Source organism: Virgibacillus sp. LDC-1 (assembly GCF_030137545.1).
In the GTDB taxonomy this organism is placed as follows: Bacteria; Bacillota; Bacilli; order Bacillales; family Amphibacillaceae; genus LDC-1.
Genome location: NZ_JARUVL010000009.1, coordinates 66,592 through 85,043, shown reverse-complemented (window position 1 = coordinate 85,043; position 18,452 = coordinate 66,592). Strand labels below are relative to the sequence as shown.

The 18,452-nt window shown below is 38.6% G+C and carries 19 protein-coding genes; 4 read left to right on the top strand and 15 right to left on the bottom strand.

The features are described from left to right. Nucleotides 1-45: 45 nt before the first annotated feature. Both QBK89_RS09640 and QBK89_RS09635 read right to left on the bottom strand, forming a co-directional pair. Nucleotides 46-870, bottom strand: coding sequence for an aldo/keto reductase (locus tag QBK89_RS09640; RefSeq protein ID WP_284140835.1), 825 nt, complete (start codon nt 868-870; stop codon nt 46-48). A 111-nt stretch (nt 871-981) separates the two neighbouring features. Next, nucleotides 982-1,491: an N-acetyltransferase gene (locus tag QBK89_RS09635; RefSeq protein WP_284140834.1), complete on the bottom strand. Its 510-nt coding sequence runs from the start codon at nt 1,489-1,491 to the stop codon at nt 982-984. Nucleotides 1,492-1,819: 328 nt separating this feature from the next. Here QBK89_RS09635 and QBK89_RS09630 point away from each other — a divergent pair, with 328 nt between their 5' ends. Then, on the top strand, nt 1,820-3,625 hold the full coding sequence (locus QBK89_RS09630) for a methyl-accepting chemotaxis protein (protein ID WP_284140833.1): 1,806 nt from the start codon (nt 1,820-1,822) through the stop codon (nt 3,623-3,625). Nucleotides 3,626-4,020: 395 nt separating this feature from the next. Here QBK89_RS09630 and QBK89_RS09625 read toward each other — a convergent pair whose 3' ends face one another. Genes QBK89_RS09625 through QBK89_RS09615 form a run of 3 tightly spaced genes read right to left on the bottom strand, consistent with a single transcriptional unit; the run spans nt 4,021 to nt 5,954 of the window. Then, on the bottom strand, nt 4,021-4,596 hold the full coding sequence (locus QBK89_RS09625; RefSeq protein ID WP_284140832.1) for a DNA-3-methyladenine glycosylase I: 576 nt from the start codon (nt 4,594-4,596) through the stop codon (nt 4,021-4,023). Further along, nucleotides 4,589-5,431 carry a sulfurtransferase gene (locus tag QBK89_RS09620; RefSeq protein WP_284140831.1) on the bottom strand — a complete coding sequence of 281 codons (843 nt, stop codon included), beginning with the start codon at nt 5,429-5,431 and terminating at the stop codon, nt 4,589-4,591. The genes QBK89_RS09625 and QBK89_RS09620 overlap by 8 nt, the downstream gene beginning before the upstream one ends. Nucleotides 5,432-5,459: 28 nt before the next feature. Continuing rightward, nucleotides 5,460-5,954 (bottom strand): GNAT family N-acetyltransferase, encoded by a 495-nt coding sequence (locus QBK89_RS09615; protein WP_284140830.1) that lies wholly within the window; start codon nt 5,952-5,954, stop codon nt 5,460-5,462. A gap of 129 nt (nt 5,955-6,083) precedes the next feature. Between QBK89_RS09615 and pepT the strand changes: the two genes are divergently transcribed. After that, nucleotides 6,084-7,313, top strand: coding sequence for a peptidase T (gene pepT, locus QBK89_RS09610; RefSeq protein WP_284140829.1), 1,230 nt, complete (start codon nt 6,084-6,086; stop codon nt 7,311-7,313). A 69-nt stretch (nt 7,314-7,382) separates the two neighbouring features. On the opposite strand, the gene QBK89_RS09605 is transcribed toward pepT, so the two are convergent. Next, on the bottom strand, nt 7,383-8,570 hold the full coding sequence (locus QBK89_RS09605; RefSeq protein WP_284140828.1) for an MFS transporter: 1,188 nt from the start codon (nt 8,568-8,570) through the stop codon (nt 7,383-7,385). A gap of 106 nt (nt 8,571-8,676) precedes the next feature. Then, nucleotides 8,677-9,285 carry an alpha/beta hydrolase gene (locus QBK89_RS09600; RefSeq protein ID WP_284140827.1) on the bottom strand — a complete coding sequence of 203 codons (609 nt, stop codon included), beginning with the start codon at nt 9,283-9,285 and terminating at the stop codon, nt 8,677-8,679. Between the two features lie 315 nt (nt 9,286-9,600). Here QBK89_RS09600 and QBK89_RS09595 point away from each other — a divergent pair, with 315 nt between their 5' ends. Then, complete coding sequence (locus tag QBK89_RS09595; protein WP_284140826.1) at nt 9,601-10,662, top strand: D-alanyl-D-alanine carboxypeptidase family protein; 1,062 nt, start codon at nt 9,601-9,603, stop codon at nt 10,660-10,662. 63 nt (nt 10,663-10,725) lie between these two features. Here the strand turns inward: QBK89_RS09595 and QBK89_RS09590 are convergent, their stop codons facing one another. The 4 genes from QBK89_RS09590 to QBK89_RS09575 form a co-directional block, all read right to left on the bottom strand. Continuing rightward, nucleotides 10,726-11,271, bottom strand: a complete 546-nt coding sequence (locus tag QBK89_RS09590; RefSeq protein ID WP_284140825.1) for an HD domain-containing protein — start codon at nt 11,269-11,271, stop codon at nt 10,726-10,728. Between the two features lie 203 nt (nt 11,272-11,474). Beyond that, nucleotides 11,475-11,927 (bottom strand): DUF2269 family protein, encoded by a 453-nt coding sequence (locus QBK89_RS09585; RefSeq protein ID WP_284140824.1) that lies wholly within the window; start codon nt 11,925-11,927, stop codon nt 11,475-11,477. A gap of 104 nt (nt 11,928-12,031) precedes the next feature. After that, nucleotides 12,032-12,490 (bottom strand): nucleoside deaminase, encoded by a 459-nt coding sequence (locus QBK89_RS09580; protein ID WP_284140823.1) that lies wholly within the window; start codon nt 12,488-12,490, stop codon nt 12,032-12,034. Between the two features lie 83 nt (nt 12,491-12,573). Then, on the bottom strand, nt 12,574-13,611 hold the full coding sequence (locus QBK89_RS09575; protein WP_284140822.1) for a PTS sugar transporter subunit IIC: 1,038 nt from the start codon (nt 13,609-13,611) through the stop codon (nt 12,574-12,576). 260 nt (nt 13,612-13,871) lie between these two features. Between QBK89_RS09575 and QBK89_RS09570 the strand changes: the two genes are divergently transcribed. Beyond that, nucleotides 13,872-14,417, top strand: coding sequence for a nitroreductase family protein (locus tag QBK89_RS09570; RefSeq protein WP_284140821.1), 546 nt, complete (start codon nt 13,872-13,874; stop codon nt 14,415-14,417). 49 nt (nt 14,418-14,466) lie between these two features. Here the strand turns inward: QBK89_RS09570 and ddlA are convergent, their stop codons facing one another. From ddlA to QBK89_RS09550, 4 genes are all read right to left on the bottom strand, one after another. Beyond that, entirely contained in the window at nt 14,467-15,567 is a 1,101-nt protein-coding gene (gene ddlA / locus QBK89_RS09565) for a D-alanine--D-alanine ligase (RefSeq protein ID WP_284140820.1), read from the bottom strand. Between the two features lie 317 nt (nt 15,568-15,884). Next, on the bottom strand, nt 15,885-16,115 hold the full coding sequence (locus QBK89_RS09560) for a CUE domain-containing protein (protein WP_284140819.1): 231 nt from the start codon (nt 16,113-16,115) through the stop codon (nt 15,885-15,887). Nucleotides 16,116-16,199: 84 nt separating this feature from the next. Beyond that, nucleotides 16,200-16,877: a response regulator transcription factor gene (locus QBK89_RS09555; RefSeq protein ID WP_284140818.1), complete on the bottom strand. Its 678-nt coding sequence runs from the start codon at nt 16,875-16,877 to the stop codon at nt 16,200-16,202. A 5-nt stretch (nt 16,878-16,882) separates the two neighbouring features. Continuing rightward, nucleotides 16,883-18,259, bottom strand: a complete 1,377-nt coding sequence (locus QBK89_RS09550) for a sensor histidine kinase (RefSeq protein ID WP_284140817.1) — start codon at nt 18,257-18,259, stop codon at nt 16,883-16,885. Nucleotides 18,260-18,452: the final 193 nt, after the last annotated feature.

The following is an 18,452-nucleotide window of genomic DNA, read 5'->3' as shown; positions in this document are numbered from 1 at the left end:
ATCTTGTCTGGTTTTTTCAATGCTATAGACGATAATCAAGTTATATTAACGCATATTCATGTCGTTTGGTTCTGGTCCTTTTCGTTCATTTCGGTTAAGCTTCGCAATTTTATCCATGTCTTCCCCACTTAATTCAAAATCGAACACGTTAAAATTTTCCTCAATCCGTGATGGGGTTACTGATTTTGGAATCACAATATGGTCTGCTTGAAGATGCCAACGAATGATAATTTGTGCAGGTGTCTTTCCATATTGACTAGCAATCTCTTTCACCGTTCCATTGCCTAATACTTCTCCACCTTGCATAAGCGGACTCCACGCTTCTAAATAAATATCATGCTGTTGGCAAAAATCCTTTAATTCCTGCTGCTGCAAATACGGATGACATTCTACTTGATTTACAGCTGGAACAATCTCGCATTCGTCGATTAATCGTTGTAAATGTTCTATATTAAAGTTACATACTCCAATGGCTTTCACTCGTCCATCGTGATAAAGCTTTTCAAGTGCTTTATACGTTTCTACATATTCATCAAATTCAGGCGTTGGCCAATGAATTAAATAAAGATCAACATATTCTAGTCCGAGTCGATCAAGGCTAGCATCAAAAGCCTTTAATGTATTGCTAAATCCTTGGTCACTATTCCAAACTTTTGTAGTAATAAAGAGTTCTTCACGAGGTACATCACTATTTGCCAACGCTCTGCCCACACCTGCCTCATTTTCATACACCTTTGCCGTGTCAATCGAACGATAGCCTACCTCTAATGCTTTCTCTACTGCCGGAGTTGCTTCCTGATCTGGAACCTGCCAAACACCAAATCCCAACTGTGGCATTTTCACACCGTTATTTAATGTAACATATTTCATGACATGCACCCCTTCTCCAAAGAATTACTTTTAGTTTATCACAGAAATGCCCAACAAACGCAATTGTAATTCTACATTAATACGTATGCACTACGAAAATCTTCAAACTACTCAACTATCGTTCCAAAGAATTTCTCCGCACTGTTCCTCATAGTCAATATCTACTTGAAATGCGTGCTTTCTATAAAAATATGTTAATCGATCAAAATGGTCTGCATCACGTTCAGCAATATCGCCTGTAATGTATTGCACATTTTCTTCTCTAGCAATCTCTTTTAAATGTTTGATGAGCACTGATCCATAGCCTCTATTTTGCTTCCCTTTAATATCTGCAATATGGATCGTATGCGCATCCTGGAACTCGGCTTGAATTGCAGAATCCCAGTTCCCACGAAATGGATGCTGACAATCATGAAGCATTAACTGGCAAACCGTTTCATCACGATCCGCGTACACAACCACCCAACTGTCCTTTCTCGTTTGATCAATACTAATCACTTCATTTCTTTTAGCGATTTCTTTAATACTCTCCTTCATACGAAATAATTGCAGTTCCACATCATCAAGTGATTTTTTTATCTCTTCTTTACTTTTTTCTTCCTCTAAAAAGACGGTATCCATTCTATCCCTCCTCTCATATTAAGATGAGGCACTATTTTTCACCTATTGCTTCTCACTGTTTCTAAAAAACATTACTTAAACCCATTACTTTGCACTCTAGTCTGACGCTTTCCGCAGGAGTCTCCGTCTTTCGTTCAAGTACTCAAACTCCTTGGACGCTCCGTGATATTCGCTTCTGTCTTGAACACACAATTATGTATCTTACTAGAAAACATGGGGGGATTTCAATAAAAACGCTATAATTATCGCAAAATTTTAAATAGGACTAAATAATCAGTTCATTTAGCCGATATTAAAGAAAGGGAGAATAAAACTTTGGGGGATTTATATGAAAAAACTATTTCAAGCTTTTAAACAAAAGAGTCGAAAAATTAAAACACCTAAGATAAAAACGGAAAAAGCACAAAAAGAAAAACGTGTTCGCTTCAAACAAAGGAATTTCGCAAAAAACGTGAGCATAGGTAGAAAATATCTATCTGCATTTTTTATTGTAGCCATCCTATTTATGGTTGCAGGGTCTACTGTATTTATACAGCTTAATAGTACCGAAACAAACATTGAAAAAATTGATCAGCGAAGCTTACTTGTTAATGACATGGCAGAAATGGCTGCACTTATTCAAGTAAAGGATGTACAAATATCCGATTACCTGCTAACAGGGAGCAAACGGTATGTAGAGGCATTTACAACCTATCAGGAAAGCTTTAACAGTTTAACAGAAAAATTAGAGCCTCAATTAAAAACAGAGCACGAAAAGGTTATTTTTGCGAAGGTTAAAGAAAATGATTCCAAGATCAATGATATTTTCTTCGGTGAAATCAGTAGCGCAGTAGAAAATAAACAAGAATATATGGCGATGTCCATTCGAAATCAATCTTCTGAGTTACGAACCGAAACGGTAGATTTAGTAAATCAACTTATGGATATTGTCAAAAAAGAACAAGGAACAGCAGTTAATAATACAAAAGCTAGCTTAACACTTATCACGATAACATTGGCGATAGCAAATACAATCGCCGTCATCATAGGAAGTATCCTAATGATTCTTATTAGCCGCAGAATCTCTGCTAATTTAAAGCAGGTTGTCGATATCACCTCTGAAGTAGCAAACGGAAATCTAGCGATCGAATCCATGCACTATGAAGGAAAAGATGAAATTGGACAACTAGCTGAAGCAGTCAACACAATGAAGAAGAATATCCGTAACATTCTTCTTAAGGTGACATCTGCTTCTCAATCGGTTTCGTCTCGAAGCGATGCACTTAAATTATCTGCAAATGAAGTTCGAGAAGGAAATGAACAAATCGCAACGACAATGGAGGAGCTATCATCCGGTGCAGAAACACAAGCAACAAGTGCTGCTGATCTTTCTGAATCGATGCGTGATTTTGTAGAAAAGGTACATCATTCAGAGCAAAATGGTCTTGAGGTTGCTACTAGTTCGAAGGAGGTTCTAGATCTTACAAAGCAAGGAGCCACCATGATGGAGAAATCCGTGGATCAGATGCGAAAAATTGATGCCATTGTTTCCCAATCCGTACAAATGGTACAAGGACTAGACAAGCAATCCAATGAAATTACGAGTCTTGTATCTGTTATCAAAGATATTTCCGACCAGACGAATTTATTATCCTTAAATGCAGCAATTGAAGCTGCAAGAGCCGGCGAGCATGGCCGTGGATTTGCCGTTGTTGCCGATGAAGTAAGAAAGCTTTCGGAACAAGTTGCATCATCGGTAGGAGAAATTACAACGATCGTTCAACGTATCCAAACGGAAACCGACCAGGTCGTTCATTCTCTAAATTCGGGCTATAACGTTGTAAAAGAAGGAACAAATCAAATTGAAGACACTGGTAAAAACTTTGAAGTGATTAATCAATCCGTTTCTTCCATGACGGATAAAATCAACTATATTTCTACAAATCTAAAAGAAATCGCACAAAATAGTGAGCATATGAATCATTTGATTGAAGAAATTGCTTCCGTTTCAGAAGAATCTGCCGCTGGAGTAGAAGAGGCTGCTGCTTCTGCGCAACAAACATCTAGTTCTATGGAAGAGGTGTCCAATAGCGCAGAAGAGCTTGCAAATTTATCAGAGCAATTAAATGAAGAAGTTAACGTATTCAAGCTGTAAAAAAGAATGGGGATGAGATCAAAATGTCTCATCCAAGAAACTCAAATGAATTAGTTGAAACTTTGATGTAGATTCTATTTATTGAATAAATGAATTTAGTGAGCAGTTGAAATCTTGATAAAAAAGATNCCAAGAAACTCAAATGAATTAGTTGAAACTTTGATGTAGATTCTATTTATTGAATAAATGAATTTAGTGAGCAGTTGAAATCTTGATAAAAAAGATCGTTTTTTCTGCTTACGATGTATCGGCTCGTGCGTTCCTTGTCCAATGGAACGCACGAGCCTTATAAGCATTTGGAACTGTCACACTTGTGCCTGTAGTAAAAGCGATCCCATTTCAAACTGCATATGCTTACAATAGCTTCTATTATATCTCAGCCTTATTCTTCTCATTTAGGTTTTTATGTTATTTGTAGGAGACAAATAACAATCATCTGTGTGATCATTAACCATTCCTGTAGCCTGCATAAATGCATAACATATCGTTGGTCCCACAAAAGAAAAACCTCGTTTTTTTAAATCCTTACTCATTTCTGTAGATGCTTTCGTAGATGTTGGTACATCATGGATAGTTTTCCAATGATTAACGATTGGTTCACCGCCAACAAATTGCCAAATATATGCATGAAAACTGCCAAATTCTGCTTGAACGTTAAAAAACGCATTTGCATTCTGAACGACAGAATGAATCTTACGCTTATTGCGTATGATACCTGCATTTTGCATGAGTGTATCTTCCTTTTTAGCACTATAGTTGCATACGATTGACGGATCAAAATTCGCAAAAGCCTCCCGATACGCCTCTCTCCGCTTTAAAATTGTTAGCCAATTAAGGCCTGCTTGAGCTCCTTCAAGACAAAGCATTTCAAATAGCTTCTGATCGTCATATTGCGGGCGCCCCCACTCTTCATCATGGTAAGCAATATACACTGGCTCCCCTGTCACCCATGCGCAGCGCTTTTTATCCATGATGTTCTTCTCCTGTTCTTACTTCATTTTCTTCATAGGAAATCCAATCGCTAAAGCTGCCTGGATAAAGCGTTACATTTTGATACCCAATCATCTTTAATGCTAATATATTCGGTGTTGCCGATACACCAGAGCCACATGATACGATAATTTCTTTCTCTTTAGGTAACGCTGCAAAGTGCTGGGCTAAATCAGGATTACTTTTCCAACGCCCCTTTTCTGTTAGCACATCCTGCCAAAAGTAATGAACCGCCCCCGGAATATGTCCAGCTTTACGATACATTGGTTCCGTTTGACCTAGGTAACGCTCTTTTGATCGAGAATCGATTAAAAGAGCGTCATCTTCCTTTAGCTTTTCTTTTAACTGTTTCATATCAACAAATGCCGTTTCATCTACTTGCGGCACAAACTGTTTTTTCGTTAGACTTGGGACAGCTAGAGTCACTTCATTTCCTTCTGCAACCCACCGTGCATAGCCTCCGTCTAATACATATGCTTTACGATGGCCTAACGTATGTAGCATCCACCATAGCCGTGGGGCAAACATGTGATTATCCTGATCATAAATAACCACGGTTGTGTCATGATCTATCCCTATATTCCCGAGCTTTTGCGCAAATTGATCTAAATCAGGAAGCGGATGTGTTCCACCATGCTTCAACGGCTTTCCGGACAAATCATGATTTAAATCTAAATAAACAGCATCAGGGATATGATTCTCTAAATATGCTTGTCTTCCAGCATCTGGATCAGCTAATTCAAATCTCGTATCCACAATCACTGTATTGTTATTCATCCGTCGCTTTAGTCGATCTGTGCTTATTAAATACGTCATGTAGCTCCTCCTTATTTTTAAAATCTTCCTACAATAATTTTGCCATATAAAACTCATCAAAGAAAGTACCATCAATCGATAATGAATCTCTTTTTGTTCCTTCAATGGTATAACCCATTTTTTGATAAAGTGCTACAGCTGCTTTATTCTCTGTAACGACGGTTAGCTCCAAACGATGGATGCAGACTTCTTTCGCCCAAGCATCAAGTTTTTCAAATAATGCTGTGCCAATTCCTTGTCCTCGATGTGAGGATAGAATTCCTGCGACAACATACATGCGATGCTTTGTTCTTGGTACTTTATTGCCAATTGCCATGACATATCCGACTAGCTTTGTATCTTTTTCAGCAACGAAAATCATACCATTCTCTTCTTGAACTAAAGAAACGATCAATTTACGCTGATTTGCTACACTTGTAACGCGTTCGTTGGCACCATACAGCATAAATCTACTTTCTTTTTCTACTTCTTGGATAAGCTTTGTGAGCGCTTCTGCATCTTCTACATGGATCTTCCGAATCATGCATACCCCTTCTTTTTATGTTATTTTCAAATAGCATACATGGAAGTGGGATGTTCGTAAACATACTTCTACGTTAATTATGATAAAATGAAGAAAATAATCGCTGATAACGAAGAAGGAGCTGACATAATGAAGCAAGAATTAATCAAACGTTTGATTACGTATGCCAAAATAGATACACAGTCAAATGAAGAAAGCGAAACAACTCCATCCACACCTGGGCAATGGGATTTACTCCACCTACTCATGGATCAATTGAAAGAAATCGGGATGGAAGAGGTATCATTAGATGAAAATGGATACTTGATGGCTACCCTCCCTGCTAACACCGAAAAGGAAATGCCTACTATCGGCTTTCTTGCTCATGTAGATACAGCGACTGATTTTACGGGGAAAAATGTGAATCCACAAGTAGTCGAGGACTTTGATGGAAATGATCTCATTTTAAATGAATCATTGCATGTTGTTCTTTCTGGACGAGATTTCCCTGAGCTTCCTAGCTATAAAGGACATACATTGATTACAACGGATGGTACTACACTACTAGGAGCTGATAATAAAGCAGGCATTGCTGAAATTATGACCGCAATGCATTATTTAATCAAGCATCCGGAAATTAAGCACGGAAAAATCCGGGTAGCATTTACACCGGATGAAGAAATTGGGCGCGGTCCACACAAATTTGATGTCGAACGATTTAATGCCTCTTATGCATATACGGTTGATGGTGGACCGTTAGGCGAGTTGCAATACGAAAGCTTTAATGCAGCCGCTGCCAAGATAACCTTTCATGGCAATAGTGTCCATCCAGGAACAGCCAAAAATAAAATGGTGAATGCCAGTAGAATGGCAGCACAATTTATAAGTAAGCTACCTGACCAGGAAACACCAGAGCATACAGAAGGATATGAAGGATTTTATCATTTATCTTCCATTCATGGTGACGTCGAAAAAACAATCATTTCTTATATTATTCGTGATTTTGACAAAGAAAGCTTTAAGAACCGAAAAACAACCATCACACGGTTTGTTCAAGAAATGAAAGAAAGCTATGGTGAAAAAAGTGTAGAGCTTGAATTAACAGATCAATATTATAATATGCGGGATAAAATTGAGCCTGTTAAAGAAATCGTAGATATTGCATATCAAGCGATGAAAAATATCGGCATCACTCCAATTGTTCAGCCAATTCGTGGCGGCACAGATGGTTCACAGCTTTCCTATATGGGACTGCCAACACCGAACATTTTCACTGGCGGAGAAAATTTCCACGGAAAATTTGAATACATCTCAGTAGATAACATGGAAAAGGCAGCACAAACGGTTGTAGAAATTTGCAAGCTGTATGCAGAAAAATAGAACTAGAAGCGGCGATAAACACTGGTTCATTAATGGCATTCACCTTTCGTGGATGCCATTGCATTTGCGTTATTCTTTTAACAAAGCCGACAAAACAAGGCCAACTGATAAAATAGCAGCCAGACCAACAAAAGTACTGGAAATACTCCCCATCTCCATTAATGTAACAGCGATGAGAGGACCAATTGTAGCTCCAACGAAAAGAATAAACGCATACCATGCATTACTAATTGCTCGATGTTCTCCCCCTATTTTACCGATGTACATCATAATAAGAGGAAATACTAATGAAATACCGAAGACAAATACAACACTTGCTCCAACAACGATTGCAGCTATTTGTCCTAATCCCATACAAAGCAGTCCCAGCACAGCAATTCCGATAGCCATTCGAAGTGCTCGCACAATCCCCAGTCTACGAACAAAATGATTCGCAACAAGCGAAGCCACCATGCCAATAATCCCAATAGCCCGAACAAATAATACTTGCCGGTCTGACAGAAAATAGGGAGCATTCGTTAAAGTAGCCTCTAAGACCGTATACATCCCGATAAATGTAAGCAGGAGCAAAAAGGTAATTCCATAGCATAACTGAAAATCACGTTGCTGAAAAATTTTTGCCGACCCCTGAACAAATTGTTGCAGTCCTGCTTCTTTACTCGTATGCGCAGTTTTCGGTAGAATTCGTCTTACAGCAACATAAGTAACAAAATAGAAACAGCCAAACAATAAAAATACTGCTTGCCAATGAAACAGGGTGTTTACTATTTCAGCAATAACTTGACCGAAGATTCCTGCGGTTACATAGCCAAAGCTCATAAAACCTATCACAGTGATCCGAAATCGAGCCGGAAAAAGTTCAAATACATATGCAAGTGCTGTTGGTGCGAAGGTGGCGGCGACAAATCCTTGTATCCCTCTTAAAATAACGAGCCACACAAAATGATCGATAAATCCGATTATAAAGGTGATGAGTGTAAGCAATGCGAGGCCTAGAACAATGATCTCTTTACTCCCAAGACGGTTAGCAAGAATCCCAAAAAATAGGAATCCAATTGCATAACAAAAGGAAAAACTTCCACTCACCCACGTAGAAGTTGCTGTACCCACTTCATATGTAAGAGAAAACACATTGTAAAGTGGCGTCGTCACATATACGCTTGAGACAATCACAAGTGCACACCAAAAGAACAGTATCGTATATAACGAAAAATTCATTTGGTGCGCTTGCTGTCGTGAAGCTTCACTCGATGTCACTCCGATTCCCACCCATACTTTTTCCTATATATGTATGAATAAAAAGCGGAGTTGTGCATCTCCCTCTTCATGCACAAGGACTTAACAATCCTTTTTTATTCATTAGCTATTTGAATAAGCGCTTATACCATTTCGCAGCTTCAATAATCTCTCCTCTTGTCAGTTGATGTCCTTGTTCATCCCAATATACTTGAACGGATGCGCCAGCTTCGGAAAGCAAAGCAGCTAAATCCTCCGTTTCTTGCGCAGGGCAAATTGGGTCATTCTTTCCTGCACCAATAAAAACAGGCAGATTCTTCATAAGCGGTAAATCTACACCTCTTCTCGGTACCATCGGATGCAGTAAAATAGCACCCTGTAATACATTCTTATAATGAAAAAGTAAGCTTCCTGCAATATTGGCTCCATTTGAATAGCCCATCGCTACGATATTGTTCCGATCAAATTCATACTGTTCAGCGGCATAATCCAAAAAATCGGATAGCTCCTTTGTTCGGAAAAGCAAATCTTCTTCATCAAAAACGCCTTCAGCAATTCGTTTAAAATATCGATTCATTCCATTTTCAGATACATCTCCTCGCACACCAAGAATTGACGCAGTTGGATCGATAATTTCGGCGATTGGTAGTAAATCATTCTCCGTACCGCCAGTTCCATGCAATAAGAGCAAGGTTGGTTTTCGTTCATCCTGTCCCTTTTTATAAAAATGCTTCATAGCTTCCCTTCCTTTTCCTTTAGATATAATTTAAATTTAACCCGCTGGCAAAAGAAATGCAAAGCAGCTACTCTTTTTTGCCTAATTATGCCTATTGCAGAAAGCTAAATATATGTGAGAAAATATAAGTTAGAGATACAATGAAACTTCAATCAAGGGACTTCTTTCATCCACTGATTGTTAGTTGAATACAATCGAACATGTGACTTTCAGTTTTTCCCTCTTATCCTCATAAAAGGGTGGTACTGCCAGTTACATGTCAGAGAAAAGTATGATTTACGGTGATACCGTAACAACAGCAGGGAGATAATGATTATGTTCAACAAGTATTGTCGCACCTTCATTCTAATGGCTTTAACTATACTCATTGCCACAGCTTGCAATGCGACACCCAACGAGCCTACCGATACGAAGGAAAACGTTTCGGAAACAGCTACCCCTAAAAATCCAGATTCACAGCAAAACCCGCAAGTTGACAAACAGGATGATACAACAAATAAACCAACGCTTCCTTTCTCGGAATTACAGAAAGGAGATACCGGAAAACAAGTATCAAATTTGCAGCAGGTGCTCATACAAGCAGGCTATGCTATAAAAAATACAGACGTATATGATTCGGAAACAGTTTGGGCTATAACTGATTTTCAAATGCAAACAAGTAAAGAAATGATTACTGGAATTTATACGTTGAAAACGAAGCAGCTTTTGGAGAAGGTGTTAGCTAATCAACTAGCAATTACACCTGGTAAGGCTTTACCGTGGAAAAAGTCGGAGCTAACTGCAGATAAAAAGGTAGAAGTTTCGAATCCTTATGAGATTCTCGTTTTAGTAAATAAATCACATGCATTGCCTGAAACATTTATTCCAGAGGATTTGGTAACACCAGCTGTTCGCTTTCCATTTTCAGAGGATCTCCCTAAAAAGCAAATGCGAAAGCCTGCGGCAGAAGCGTTAGAGAAAATGTTTGCAGCTGCAGATAAAGCAGGAGTTGATTTATTTGCTCAATCCGGATATCGTTCGTTTACAAGACAACAAAGTATTTTTGCAGCGAACGTTAGCAAAAACGGGGAAGAAGCTGCCAATAAATATAGTGCAAGACCTGGAGAAAGTGAACATCAAACCGGCTTAACGATGGATGTTACAAGCCCAGCTGTTAGCTTTGATCTAATTATTGAATTTGGAGAAACTCCGGAAGGGAAATGGATTCAAACGCACGCAAGCGAATTTGGATTCATTATTCGCTATCCAAAAGGAAAAGAGGAAATTACAAAGTATCAATATGAGCCATGGCACCTCCGCTTTGTTGGTAAAAAAGCAGCAAAGGAAATCACGGACAATAAGCTCACACTTGAAGAATACGTAGAAAAGCTAAATTAAACGCACGCAAATGATAAAGAACGTAAATACGGCATTGATGGATGTATGAATAAAACGATGAGCCTAAGCCATTTCTTTTTTAGAATGAGAGATACGCTTAAGTTCATCGTTTTCAATTTTATTATCTAAGGCACGTATCCGTTCTAAAGCGACGTGAAATTCGATTGTTCGATAATGGTGGTTTCCACCTGATTCTTCATCTGCTTCGTCAGCAAGACTAACAATTCGTTGCAATGGTTTAAGCTCGAGCTGTCCTTCTGGTAAATAGGAATCTGTGTGTAGTAAAATGGCCACCGCAATTTCCTTTGCCGCATGCCGATCTTCACCAACACGAATTAACAGCTTGTGCGCTCGGTTCGCACCTTTAATTGCATGAATATCATTTTCCTTATAAAGCTCATAATCCCATTCGCCATCACGATACCATGTATAATGACCAATATCATGGAGTAGACCTGCTTTCGTTGCATGATCAGGATTTACATTAAAGCGCTTGGCAAAAATATAGGCGTATTCTGTTACTGCAACTGCATGTGCTATCCCAGAACGTTTTAAATATTTCTGTGTTATCGGATGTGTAAACACTTCTTCCAATGATACCTTTCTCATTTGCTTCAACCCCCTTTTATAACCTATTAAGCGGAAATACAATTAGTGAATTGAACAAAATATATTGTTATCGAATATAGCATGTTCAATAAATGATTGCAATATATAGTTCCCGTTTTTTAGATGTTTCAAACTTTTTTAAAAAAATCATTAAATAAAAAAGAACGCTTTACATCACTTTGTAAAAACGTTCCTTTCCAATGTTAAAATGGTTTCCATAGCATTAATATAACGATAATAAATAGCATACTATTTTCAACATGCTCCGCTAAAAAGAGCTTTTTTGACATGAGCTTATAATCCGTTGGAATCTCTTCTCCCTCATGTTCTGCTAACAACGCTCTAATCGGTCTTGATAGCGGAGATAAAACGAAGGGTCCCATAGCTAAAGCTACGATGAATAAAAAAAGGCTTCCGACAAACCATCCCTTTGCAAAAAGAAAAGGATGCAACAGCCCCATTCCTAGTCCGGTGATGAGCAATAAAATGCCACCCACCATAACAACTACATGCATCCTACTTCGAATTTCATAGGCATGCTTTAGTTCTGTCATCGTCTTTGCCTTCGTCACGATAAATGTCAGCATAAACCCAGGACCAATCGCAATTATAGCTGAAAGCACATGAATAAAAACCAATATTTCATATAGCATCATGCATGTCCCCCTAACCTCTTATCTTCCATTATCCGCCCATAAATACAGGGAACAAATTAAAACAGATTAAACGGAAAATCGTGTGCTCAAGAAAGTAAATCTATTTATTTCTGCTTTCTTTCCCATAGCTTCATTGGATCATCCTGTCCATTTTCTAATGGCATCGAAATCATTTCAACCGTTTTCCGATCTTCTCGTTGATGCTTTAAGTCATGATAAAGAATGGTCGACGCATCTAGTCCAACTTCTGCTGCCTCCTCCATCGATGAACAATAATATACCTTTTCTATCCCAGCAAAGAACATAGCTGTATAACACATTGGACATGGTTCACCGCTCGCATACATAATATGGCCTTGTAAATTATTCGTCTGTAATTTTTCTTGAGCACGACGAATAGCTAACAATTCAGCATGTCCACTTACATCATGCTTGATATGCAATTCATTCACACCTTCAGCAACTACTTCTCCATCTTTAACGAGCACTGCTCCGAACGGCTGACCGCCTGCACGAACGTTCTCTAATGATAGGTCTACCGCACGCTCCATAAATTTATCCAACTTCCATCCCTCCCTATTTTCTCATTGTCATTAGCATAAGCGAAATAAAGCAAAAATTCCAATCTAGAAAAGAACCATTATATTTATTCATAGACAATCTTCATGTCCCCAGCCTTAATCCAGCCAAGCTTGCGAAACCACTCTGAAATGACGAGGCTAATGAGAGCAGGTGCAATAATGTGCAACATAAGAATGATCCAAAACAACTGCCACGAAAAACCCATTGCTTCAAACGTCATAATTTGACCGACAAATCCACTCGTCCCCATTCCAGCACCAGACGGGTTATTAATTAAGTTGAACCAAACGGTTGCAAATGGAGCTAAGATTGCTCCTGCAATTGTCGGTGGTAGGATAATAATCGGCCTTCTTAAAATATTCGGTACCTGGAGCATAGAAGTTCCAATCCCTTGTGCAAGCAATCCCCCAAATCCATTTTCACGATAGCTCGAAACAGCAAAACCAACCATTTGCGCAGAGCATCCGACCGCCGCCGCACCTGCTGCAACCCCATCAAGACCGAGCATGAGTGCAATTGCCACACTTGAAATAGGAGCTGTTAAAGCCCACCCCATCAGAACAGCAACTAAAATCCCCATCAAAAAAGGCTGCTGTTCAGTTGACCAATTAATCAAACCTCCAAACCAAACCATAAAAGAATTGATCGGCTGTCCAATCAAGGTTCCTGTAATAAATCCTGCCGCAATCGTTATAAATGGTGTGACAATAATATCCACCCGTGTTGTTTTATAGACAAGCTTTCCAATTTCTGTTGCAAATAAAGCGGTCACATAGCTTCCAGCTGGCCCACCTAAATCTGCCCCAAAAGCACCTGCGAAAAGAGCAGAAAACAATACGAGCGGTGGAGCCTTCAAGCCATATGCAATCGCTACGCCAATTGCTCCCCCCATTATTTTCGGATCCATTGCAAATGTACCCATTTCGACTAGGTATGCACCAACGGTTGAAAATTGATAAGAAGACAACTGTTCACCAATTGTTTTAATAATCAATCCAATAATCAATGAAGAAAATAATCCAAGCGCCATGTAGCTTAACGCGGTAATTACATACGCACGTAGAGAAAGTGAAACCCCTTTTTTCTGCAAAAATGCCTTCACTAAAAATCCCCCTATTGTGAAATGATTCACATGATTTGTATTACAATTTCCCAGTTGAATCGAAATACCATCTCTTATTATTACTTGAATCTTTGTACGAATCAAGTCCTTTACTCGTATATCATAAAACGACCTGCACAATCATACATTACTTTACCAACTTTTTCATCTAGTTGCATTATGAAACTAGATGAATTACAATCTATAGTTGAGAATGATTATCATTATAGAATAATGGGGCATTTAAAGGGGAGATAGATATGGATAGCATTGCGACAATTATTAAAGATCGTCGATCAATAAAAAAGCAGTATACGAAACAAGAAGTTACAGAAGCAACCGTCCTCGAGCTTCTTAACAATGCCGTTTGGGCGCCAACACATGGGATGCGCCAGCCCTGGCGGTTTATATTCATCGATGCCGAACATAAAGCAGCATTCGCTAAGCAAGTGGCTGCCACCTATCCTGAAGAAAAACAGGAAAATCGGGAAAACTATTTAAATGAACCACGTGCAATTCTAGTTGTTATTATGGAAGAGCCTGATAATCAAAAGCAATGGGAAGAGAATTACGGAGCAACTGCGTGTATGATACAAAATTTTTGGTTGCTAGCATGGGAAAAACAGCTAGGCGTTGTGTGGAAAACAAATCCACATATTTATGATCCAAACGTAAAAGCGATTCTTGACATACAAGAAAACGAAAAAATAGTTGGTTTCCTTCACTTAGGTTATTTTGATGAAAAGCCTATTCGAAAAGAGCGTATTCCAGCAACAGAAAAATTCTCAACCTATAAAGGCTCATAATATAAAGCAAGTGACCAGCACTGTGTAGGCTGGTCACTTGCTATTTTTTTTATTCCCAAACAGAGCTTTTCAAGCTCTGATCCCGTTCATGTCGTTCAATTGCTAAATCGATTAGCTTATTAATTAATTGTGGATAAGAAATACCTGTTACTTCCCAAAGCTTTGGATACATACTAATCTTTGTAAAGCCTGGTAATGTATTAATCTCATTTACATACAATGCACCCGATGCAGTTAAAAAGAAGTCTACTCGAGCAAGCCCCTCACATTGAAGTGCCTCGAATGCCTGAACTGCTGTTTGTTGGACCTTAGCTCTTAAATCAGGAGATAGATTAGCCGGAATGGCTAAATCCGCTCCCTTTTCATCAATGTACTTGGACTCATAGGAGTAAAACGCTGTTTGTGGTAAGATTTCTCCCGGTAGTGATGCAATCGGATTCTCATTTCCTAATACAGAACACTCAATTTCTCTTCCAACCACATTTTCTTCAATAATTACTTTATGGTCATATTGGAAAGCAACTCTAATTGCTTCGTAAAATTCCGCTTCTGTATCTACCTTGCTTACTCCAACTGAGGATCCTTGGTTCGCTGGCTTAATAAACATTGGTGTACCAAGATCATTTGCGATTTCAGTATAATTGATTGCATTTCGCTTCGCGCTTGTGAAGGAAACACCTTTCGCTACTTGAATACCTGCATCCTGCAAGAGGCGTTTTGCAATATCCTTATCCATACAAATCGATGAGCCAAGCACACTTGGTCCTACAAATGGCAAGTTGGCAAGACGCAGCATTCCTTGAAGGCTACCGTCCTCTCCCAGTGTTCCATGGACAATTGGAAAAACAACATCCAATTGCTCTAATACACTTGCATTTGCTGCATGGATAAGCTGGTGTTCAGAAGTTCCTGGAACAATTGCCACCGGATCATTTGATTTATTTAATTGAATTAGTTTGGGGTTCTCCGCATTTAGTAAATAGGACGAGCTATCATTTAAATGCCACTTTCCTTGCTTATCAATCCCAATTAACACAACATCGTATTTTTCTTTATCAATGGCATCTACAATGTTTTTCGCAGATTGCAAGGATACTTCATGCTCTGCTGATTTTCCACCAAATATAATACCAACTTTCGTTTTCTTCATTATCCAAACCCTCTCCAAAAAATGTCTTACTACCATGCTATTCCCAACGGCGGAAAAAGGCAATAACTAAAATATTTCCTTATTCCCTACCCTTAAAATAGCATACTTCGGCTAGATTAGAACAGAAAAAATGCAAAGCGAATTTTCGATATAAAAGGATGAAAAAAGAGAGTGCAGATAAATTCACACACTCTCTTCTATCATAAAAGTTTTAATGAACGGGGTTCTTCTTTCTCCCCCACTTCTCCTTCCTACCAATTACATGCAGGATAAAAGATAACATATCAGGTTTGAATTATAAAATTACATGTAAGGCGTTAAAATGCTCCAGCATCCTGCATTGGAGATTGCTGCCAGTTACCATGACAGTTTTGATACATTTGTTCTAATTGCTCATCCTGTACATTCGGATGCATTTCTTTCATGAATGGGAGCATTTCTTCAAAGCTCCAGCCTTCTAAATTATTATTACCATGAGCAAAAGCGATATTCCCTATACCAAAAACGAGCGTAGCTGCTAAAACAATGCCTACCATTTTTTTCTTCATTGTTTTACTCCTCCCTTCGACTTTATCCTAACGAAAATTTATCGAGAAATAATGAAGAAACAATGTCGAAAATAGGAACAGCATTTAAGGTTGCGCATTTATCCACTTATACCCAATGCCCCATACTGTTCTAAAATGGTCATCTATAGGAAATCCAGCCTGGCGAATTTTTTCTCTCATATTACGGACATGCGAATCGATGGTTCGCCCTTCCGTATGAGAATCATATCCCCAAAGGAGTTCAATCAATTGTTCTCTTGAAAAAACACGGTCTGGATTTTGCATGAATTTCCCAATCATCGAAAACTCTTTCGGCGTCATTTTAATCTGCTTTCCCTTATACAAAACCTCAAATCGATCTTTGTCCCATACTAAACCATTCACTTCTACTCGATCTTGCGGTTGAACTCTACGAAGTAATGCCTCCATACGAGCCAAGAGTTCACCATCATTAAAAGGCTTCGTTATATAATCATCTGCCCCAAGCTTTAGTCCCTTCACAAGATCCTCTTGCTGATCACGTGCAGTCACCATAATAATTGGTACGTCTGAAAATCGCCTAATTTCACCACAAAGCTCCCATCCGTTCATATCCGGCATCATAATATCGAGCAAAACAATATCAAACACATCTTCTTTGAGTTTAGACAACGCCTCTTTAGCCCCTAAAGCTTTTTGACAAATGTAAGAATGAGGTCGCAAATACAAGGCAAGTAAATCAAGCATTCTTTGCTCATCATCAACGATTAATACTTTATACATAATAATCACCTCTTGGACAAATGAATTCGCACTTTTGTTCCAGCTCTTTGTTCGCTCTCAATATGAATGCTTCCTCCATGTGATTCAACAATTTCTTTGGCAATCGATAACCCTAAACCGATGCCGCCGCTTTTACGCGATCTTGACTTTTCTACACGATACAACCGATCAAATATATAAGGAAGATCTGCAGCGGGAATTCCTTCCCCTTCATCTTTAATAATGACAACAACTTCGTTTGGCTCATCAACTACTGAAACGGAAACACTTCCTCCAGTTCGAGAATGCTTCCTTGCATTATCTAAAATATTCATCAACACTTGCTGCATCCGCTCAGGATCTATAAAAGCAGTTATATGTTGCCCACAGAAAACCTTAATTGAAAGCTGTTTTTCATCAAAGACGGGTTGCATCCGCTCCAATACTTTTTGAATAATCGAGCAAAGCTTTACATGTTGTTTTTCAATCACAAAATTATGCTGATCCATTTTCGCCAAATCAAACAATTGCTTAATTAGCGCTGTCAGCTGCTCTGCTTCTTCTCGAATAACACCGGCATATTCGACAACCTCTTTCTGTGATAAGTCCTGTCGATTGATAATATCCGCATATCCTTTTATATAAGTTAATGGTGTTCGAAGCTCGTGAGCAATACTTGCTAAAAATTCATTTCTCGCCTGTTTCATTTCCTCCAGATCATTCGACAGCTTTGTAATCGAATTTGCTAACTCACCAAGCTCATCCTGACGAGACGTAGTAAGCTCTACCTTATTTTCCCCAAGACTAAGCTTTTCTGTTGCCTCCTTCATTCGAATTAACGGAAGCGTGATAACACGCGATAAAATTAAAATTGCGACAATCGTTAAAAGAACCGTTATGACACTAATAACAACAAATTGGTTACTTAGCTGATCGACAATCTTCTTGACATAACTTGTATGAGCAAACATAAATACATGCCCTTTATGCTTATCGTTGATTGTAATAGGACTATCTGTAGCGATATACATGCTATCTTTCCATTGGTCTTCTACAACTTCTCCTTTTTTGGCAATCGCGGTACCTTCTGAAAGCTGTATTACTTGCATCATTTCAGAATCAACATGCTCAGATGACTCCAAGACATTTCCAGCTTCGTCTGTAATTACAACGATAAATTCAGAAGCAGATTCCATTAGACTAACGTGCTCCATTGTTGTTTGATCAAATTTACTTTCTAACACATCTCGATGAGAATTCCCTCTTGCTAATAGCCCACCCATTACCTCATCAATACGATCATTTTCTAAATTTATATACAAGATAAAAAACAACAGCGACTCAATAATTACGATAAATCCAAAAAACAACACACCTATTTTTACAGAAAGTTTATTTACCATCGTTTACCTCTCTGGTCATTGAAATTTTTATATTATCCAATCTAATATGTAGGTTTCTTGACGTTACCTAGGTTAATACAAAAGTATCAAGAATTGATGCAGAACACCAACTATAAACCTTTTTTGTTATTCAAGTGTAATCCAATCTGCAGATATTCTGCATTTTTTTTGGGAATTCTTTGATGTGAAAAGA

What these genes read in the sequence shown, in the direction of transcription:
- QBK89_RS09640 (WP_284140835.1), bottom strand. Translation starts at nt 870, where the DNA reads ATGAAATATGTTACATTAAATAACGGTGTGAAAATGCCACAGTTGGGA.
- QBK89_RS09635 (WP_284140834.1), bottom strand. Translation starts at nt 1,491, where the DNA reads ATGGATACCGTCTTTTTAGAGGAAGAAAAAAGTAAAGAAGAGATAAAA.
- QBK89_RS09630 (WP_284140833.1), top strand. Translation starts at nt 1,820, where the DNA reads ATGAAAAAACTATTTCAAGCTTTTAAACAAAAGAGTCGAAAAATTAAA.
- QBK89_RS09625 (WP_284140832.1), bottom strand. Translation starts at nt 4,596, where the DNA reads ATGGATAAAAAGCGCTGCGCATGGGTGACAGGGGAGCCAGTGTATATT.
- QBK89_RS09620 (WP_284140831.1), bottom strand. Translation starts at nt 5,431, where the DNA reads ATGACGTATTTAATAAGCACAGATCGACTAAAGCGACGGATGAATAAC.
- QBK89_RS09615 (WP_284140830.1), bottom strand. Translation starts at nt 5,954, where the DNA reads ATGATTCGGAAGATCCATGTAGAAGATGCAGAAGCGCTCACAAAGCTT.
- pepT (WP_284140829.1), top strand. Translation starts at nt 6,084, where the DNA reads ATGAAGCAAGAATTAATCAAACGTTTGATTACGTATGCCAAAATAGAT.
- QBK89_RS09600 (WP_284140827.1), bottom strand. Translation starts at nt 9,285, where the DNA reads ATGAAGCATTTTTATAAAAAGGGACAGGATGAACGAAAACCAACCTTG.
- QBK89_RS09595 (WP_284140826.1), top strand. Translation starts at nt 9,601, where the DNA reads ATGTTCAACAAGTATTGTCGCACCTTCATTCTAATGGCTTTAACTATA.
- QBK89_RS09590 (WP_284140825.1), bottom strand. Translation starts at nt 11,271, where the DNA reads ATGAGAAAGGTATCATTGGAAGAAGTGTTTACACATCCGATAACACAG.
- QBK89_RS09585 (WP_284140824.1), bottom strand. Translation starts at nt 11,927, where the DNA reads ATGATGCTATATGAAATATTGGTTTTTATTCATGTGCTTTCAGCTATA.
- QBK89_RS09570 (WP_284140821.1), top strand. Translation starts at nt 13,872, where the DNA reads ATGGATAGCATTGCGACAATTATTAAAGATCGTCGATCAATAAAAAAG.
- ddlA (WP_284140820.1), bottom strand. Translation starts at nt 15,567, where the DNA reads ATGAAGAAAACGAAAGTTGGTATTATATTTGGTGGAAAATCAGCAGAG.
- QBK89_RS09560 (WP_284140819.1), bottom strand. Translation starts at nt 16,115, where the DNA reads ATGAAGAAAAAAATGGTAGGCATTGTTTTAGCAGCTACGCTCGTTTTT.
- QBK89_RS09555 (WP_284140818.1), bottom strand. Translation starts at nt 16,877, where the DNA reads ATGTATAAAGTATTAATCGTTGATGATGAGCAAAGAATGCTTGATTTA.
- QBK89_RS09550 (WP_284140817.1), bottom strand. Translation starts at nt 18,259, where the DNA reads ATGGTAAATAAACTTTCTGTAAAAATAGGTGTGTTGTTTTTTGGATTT.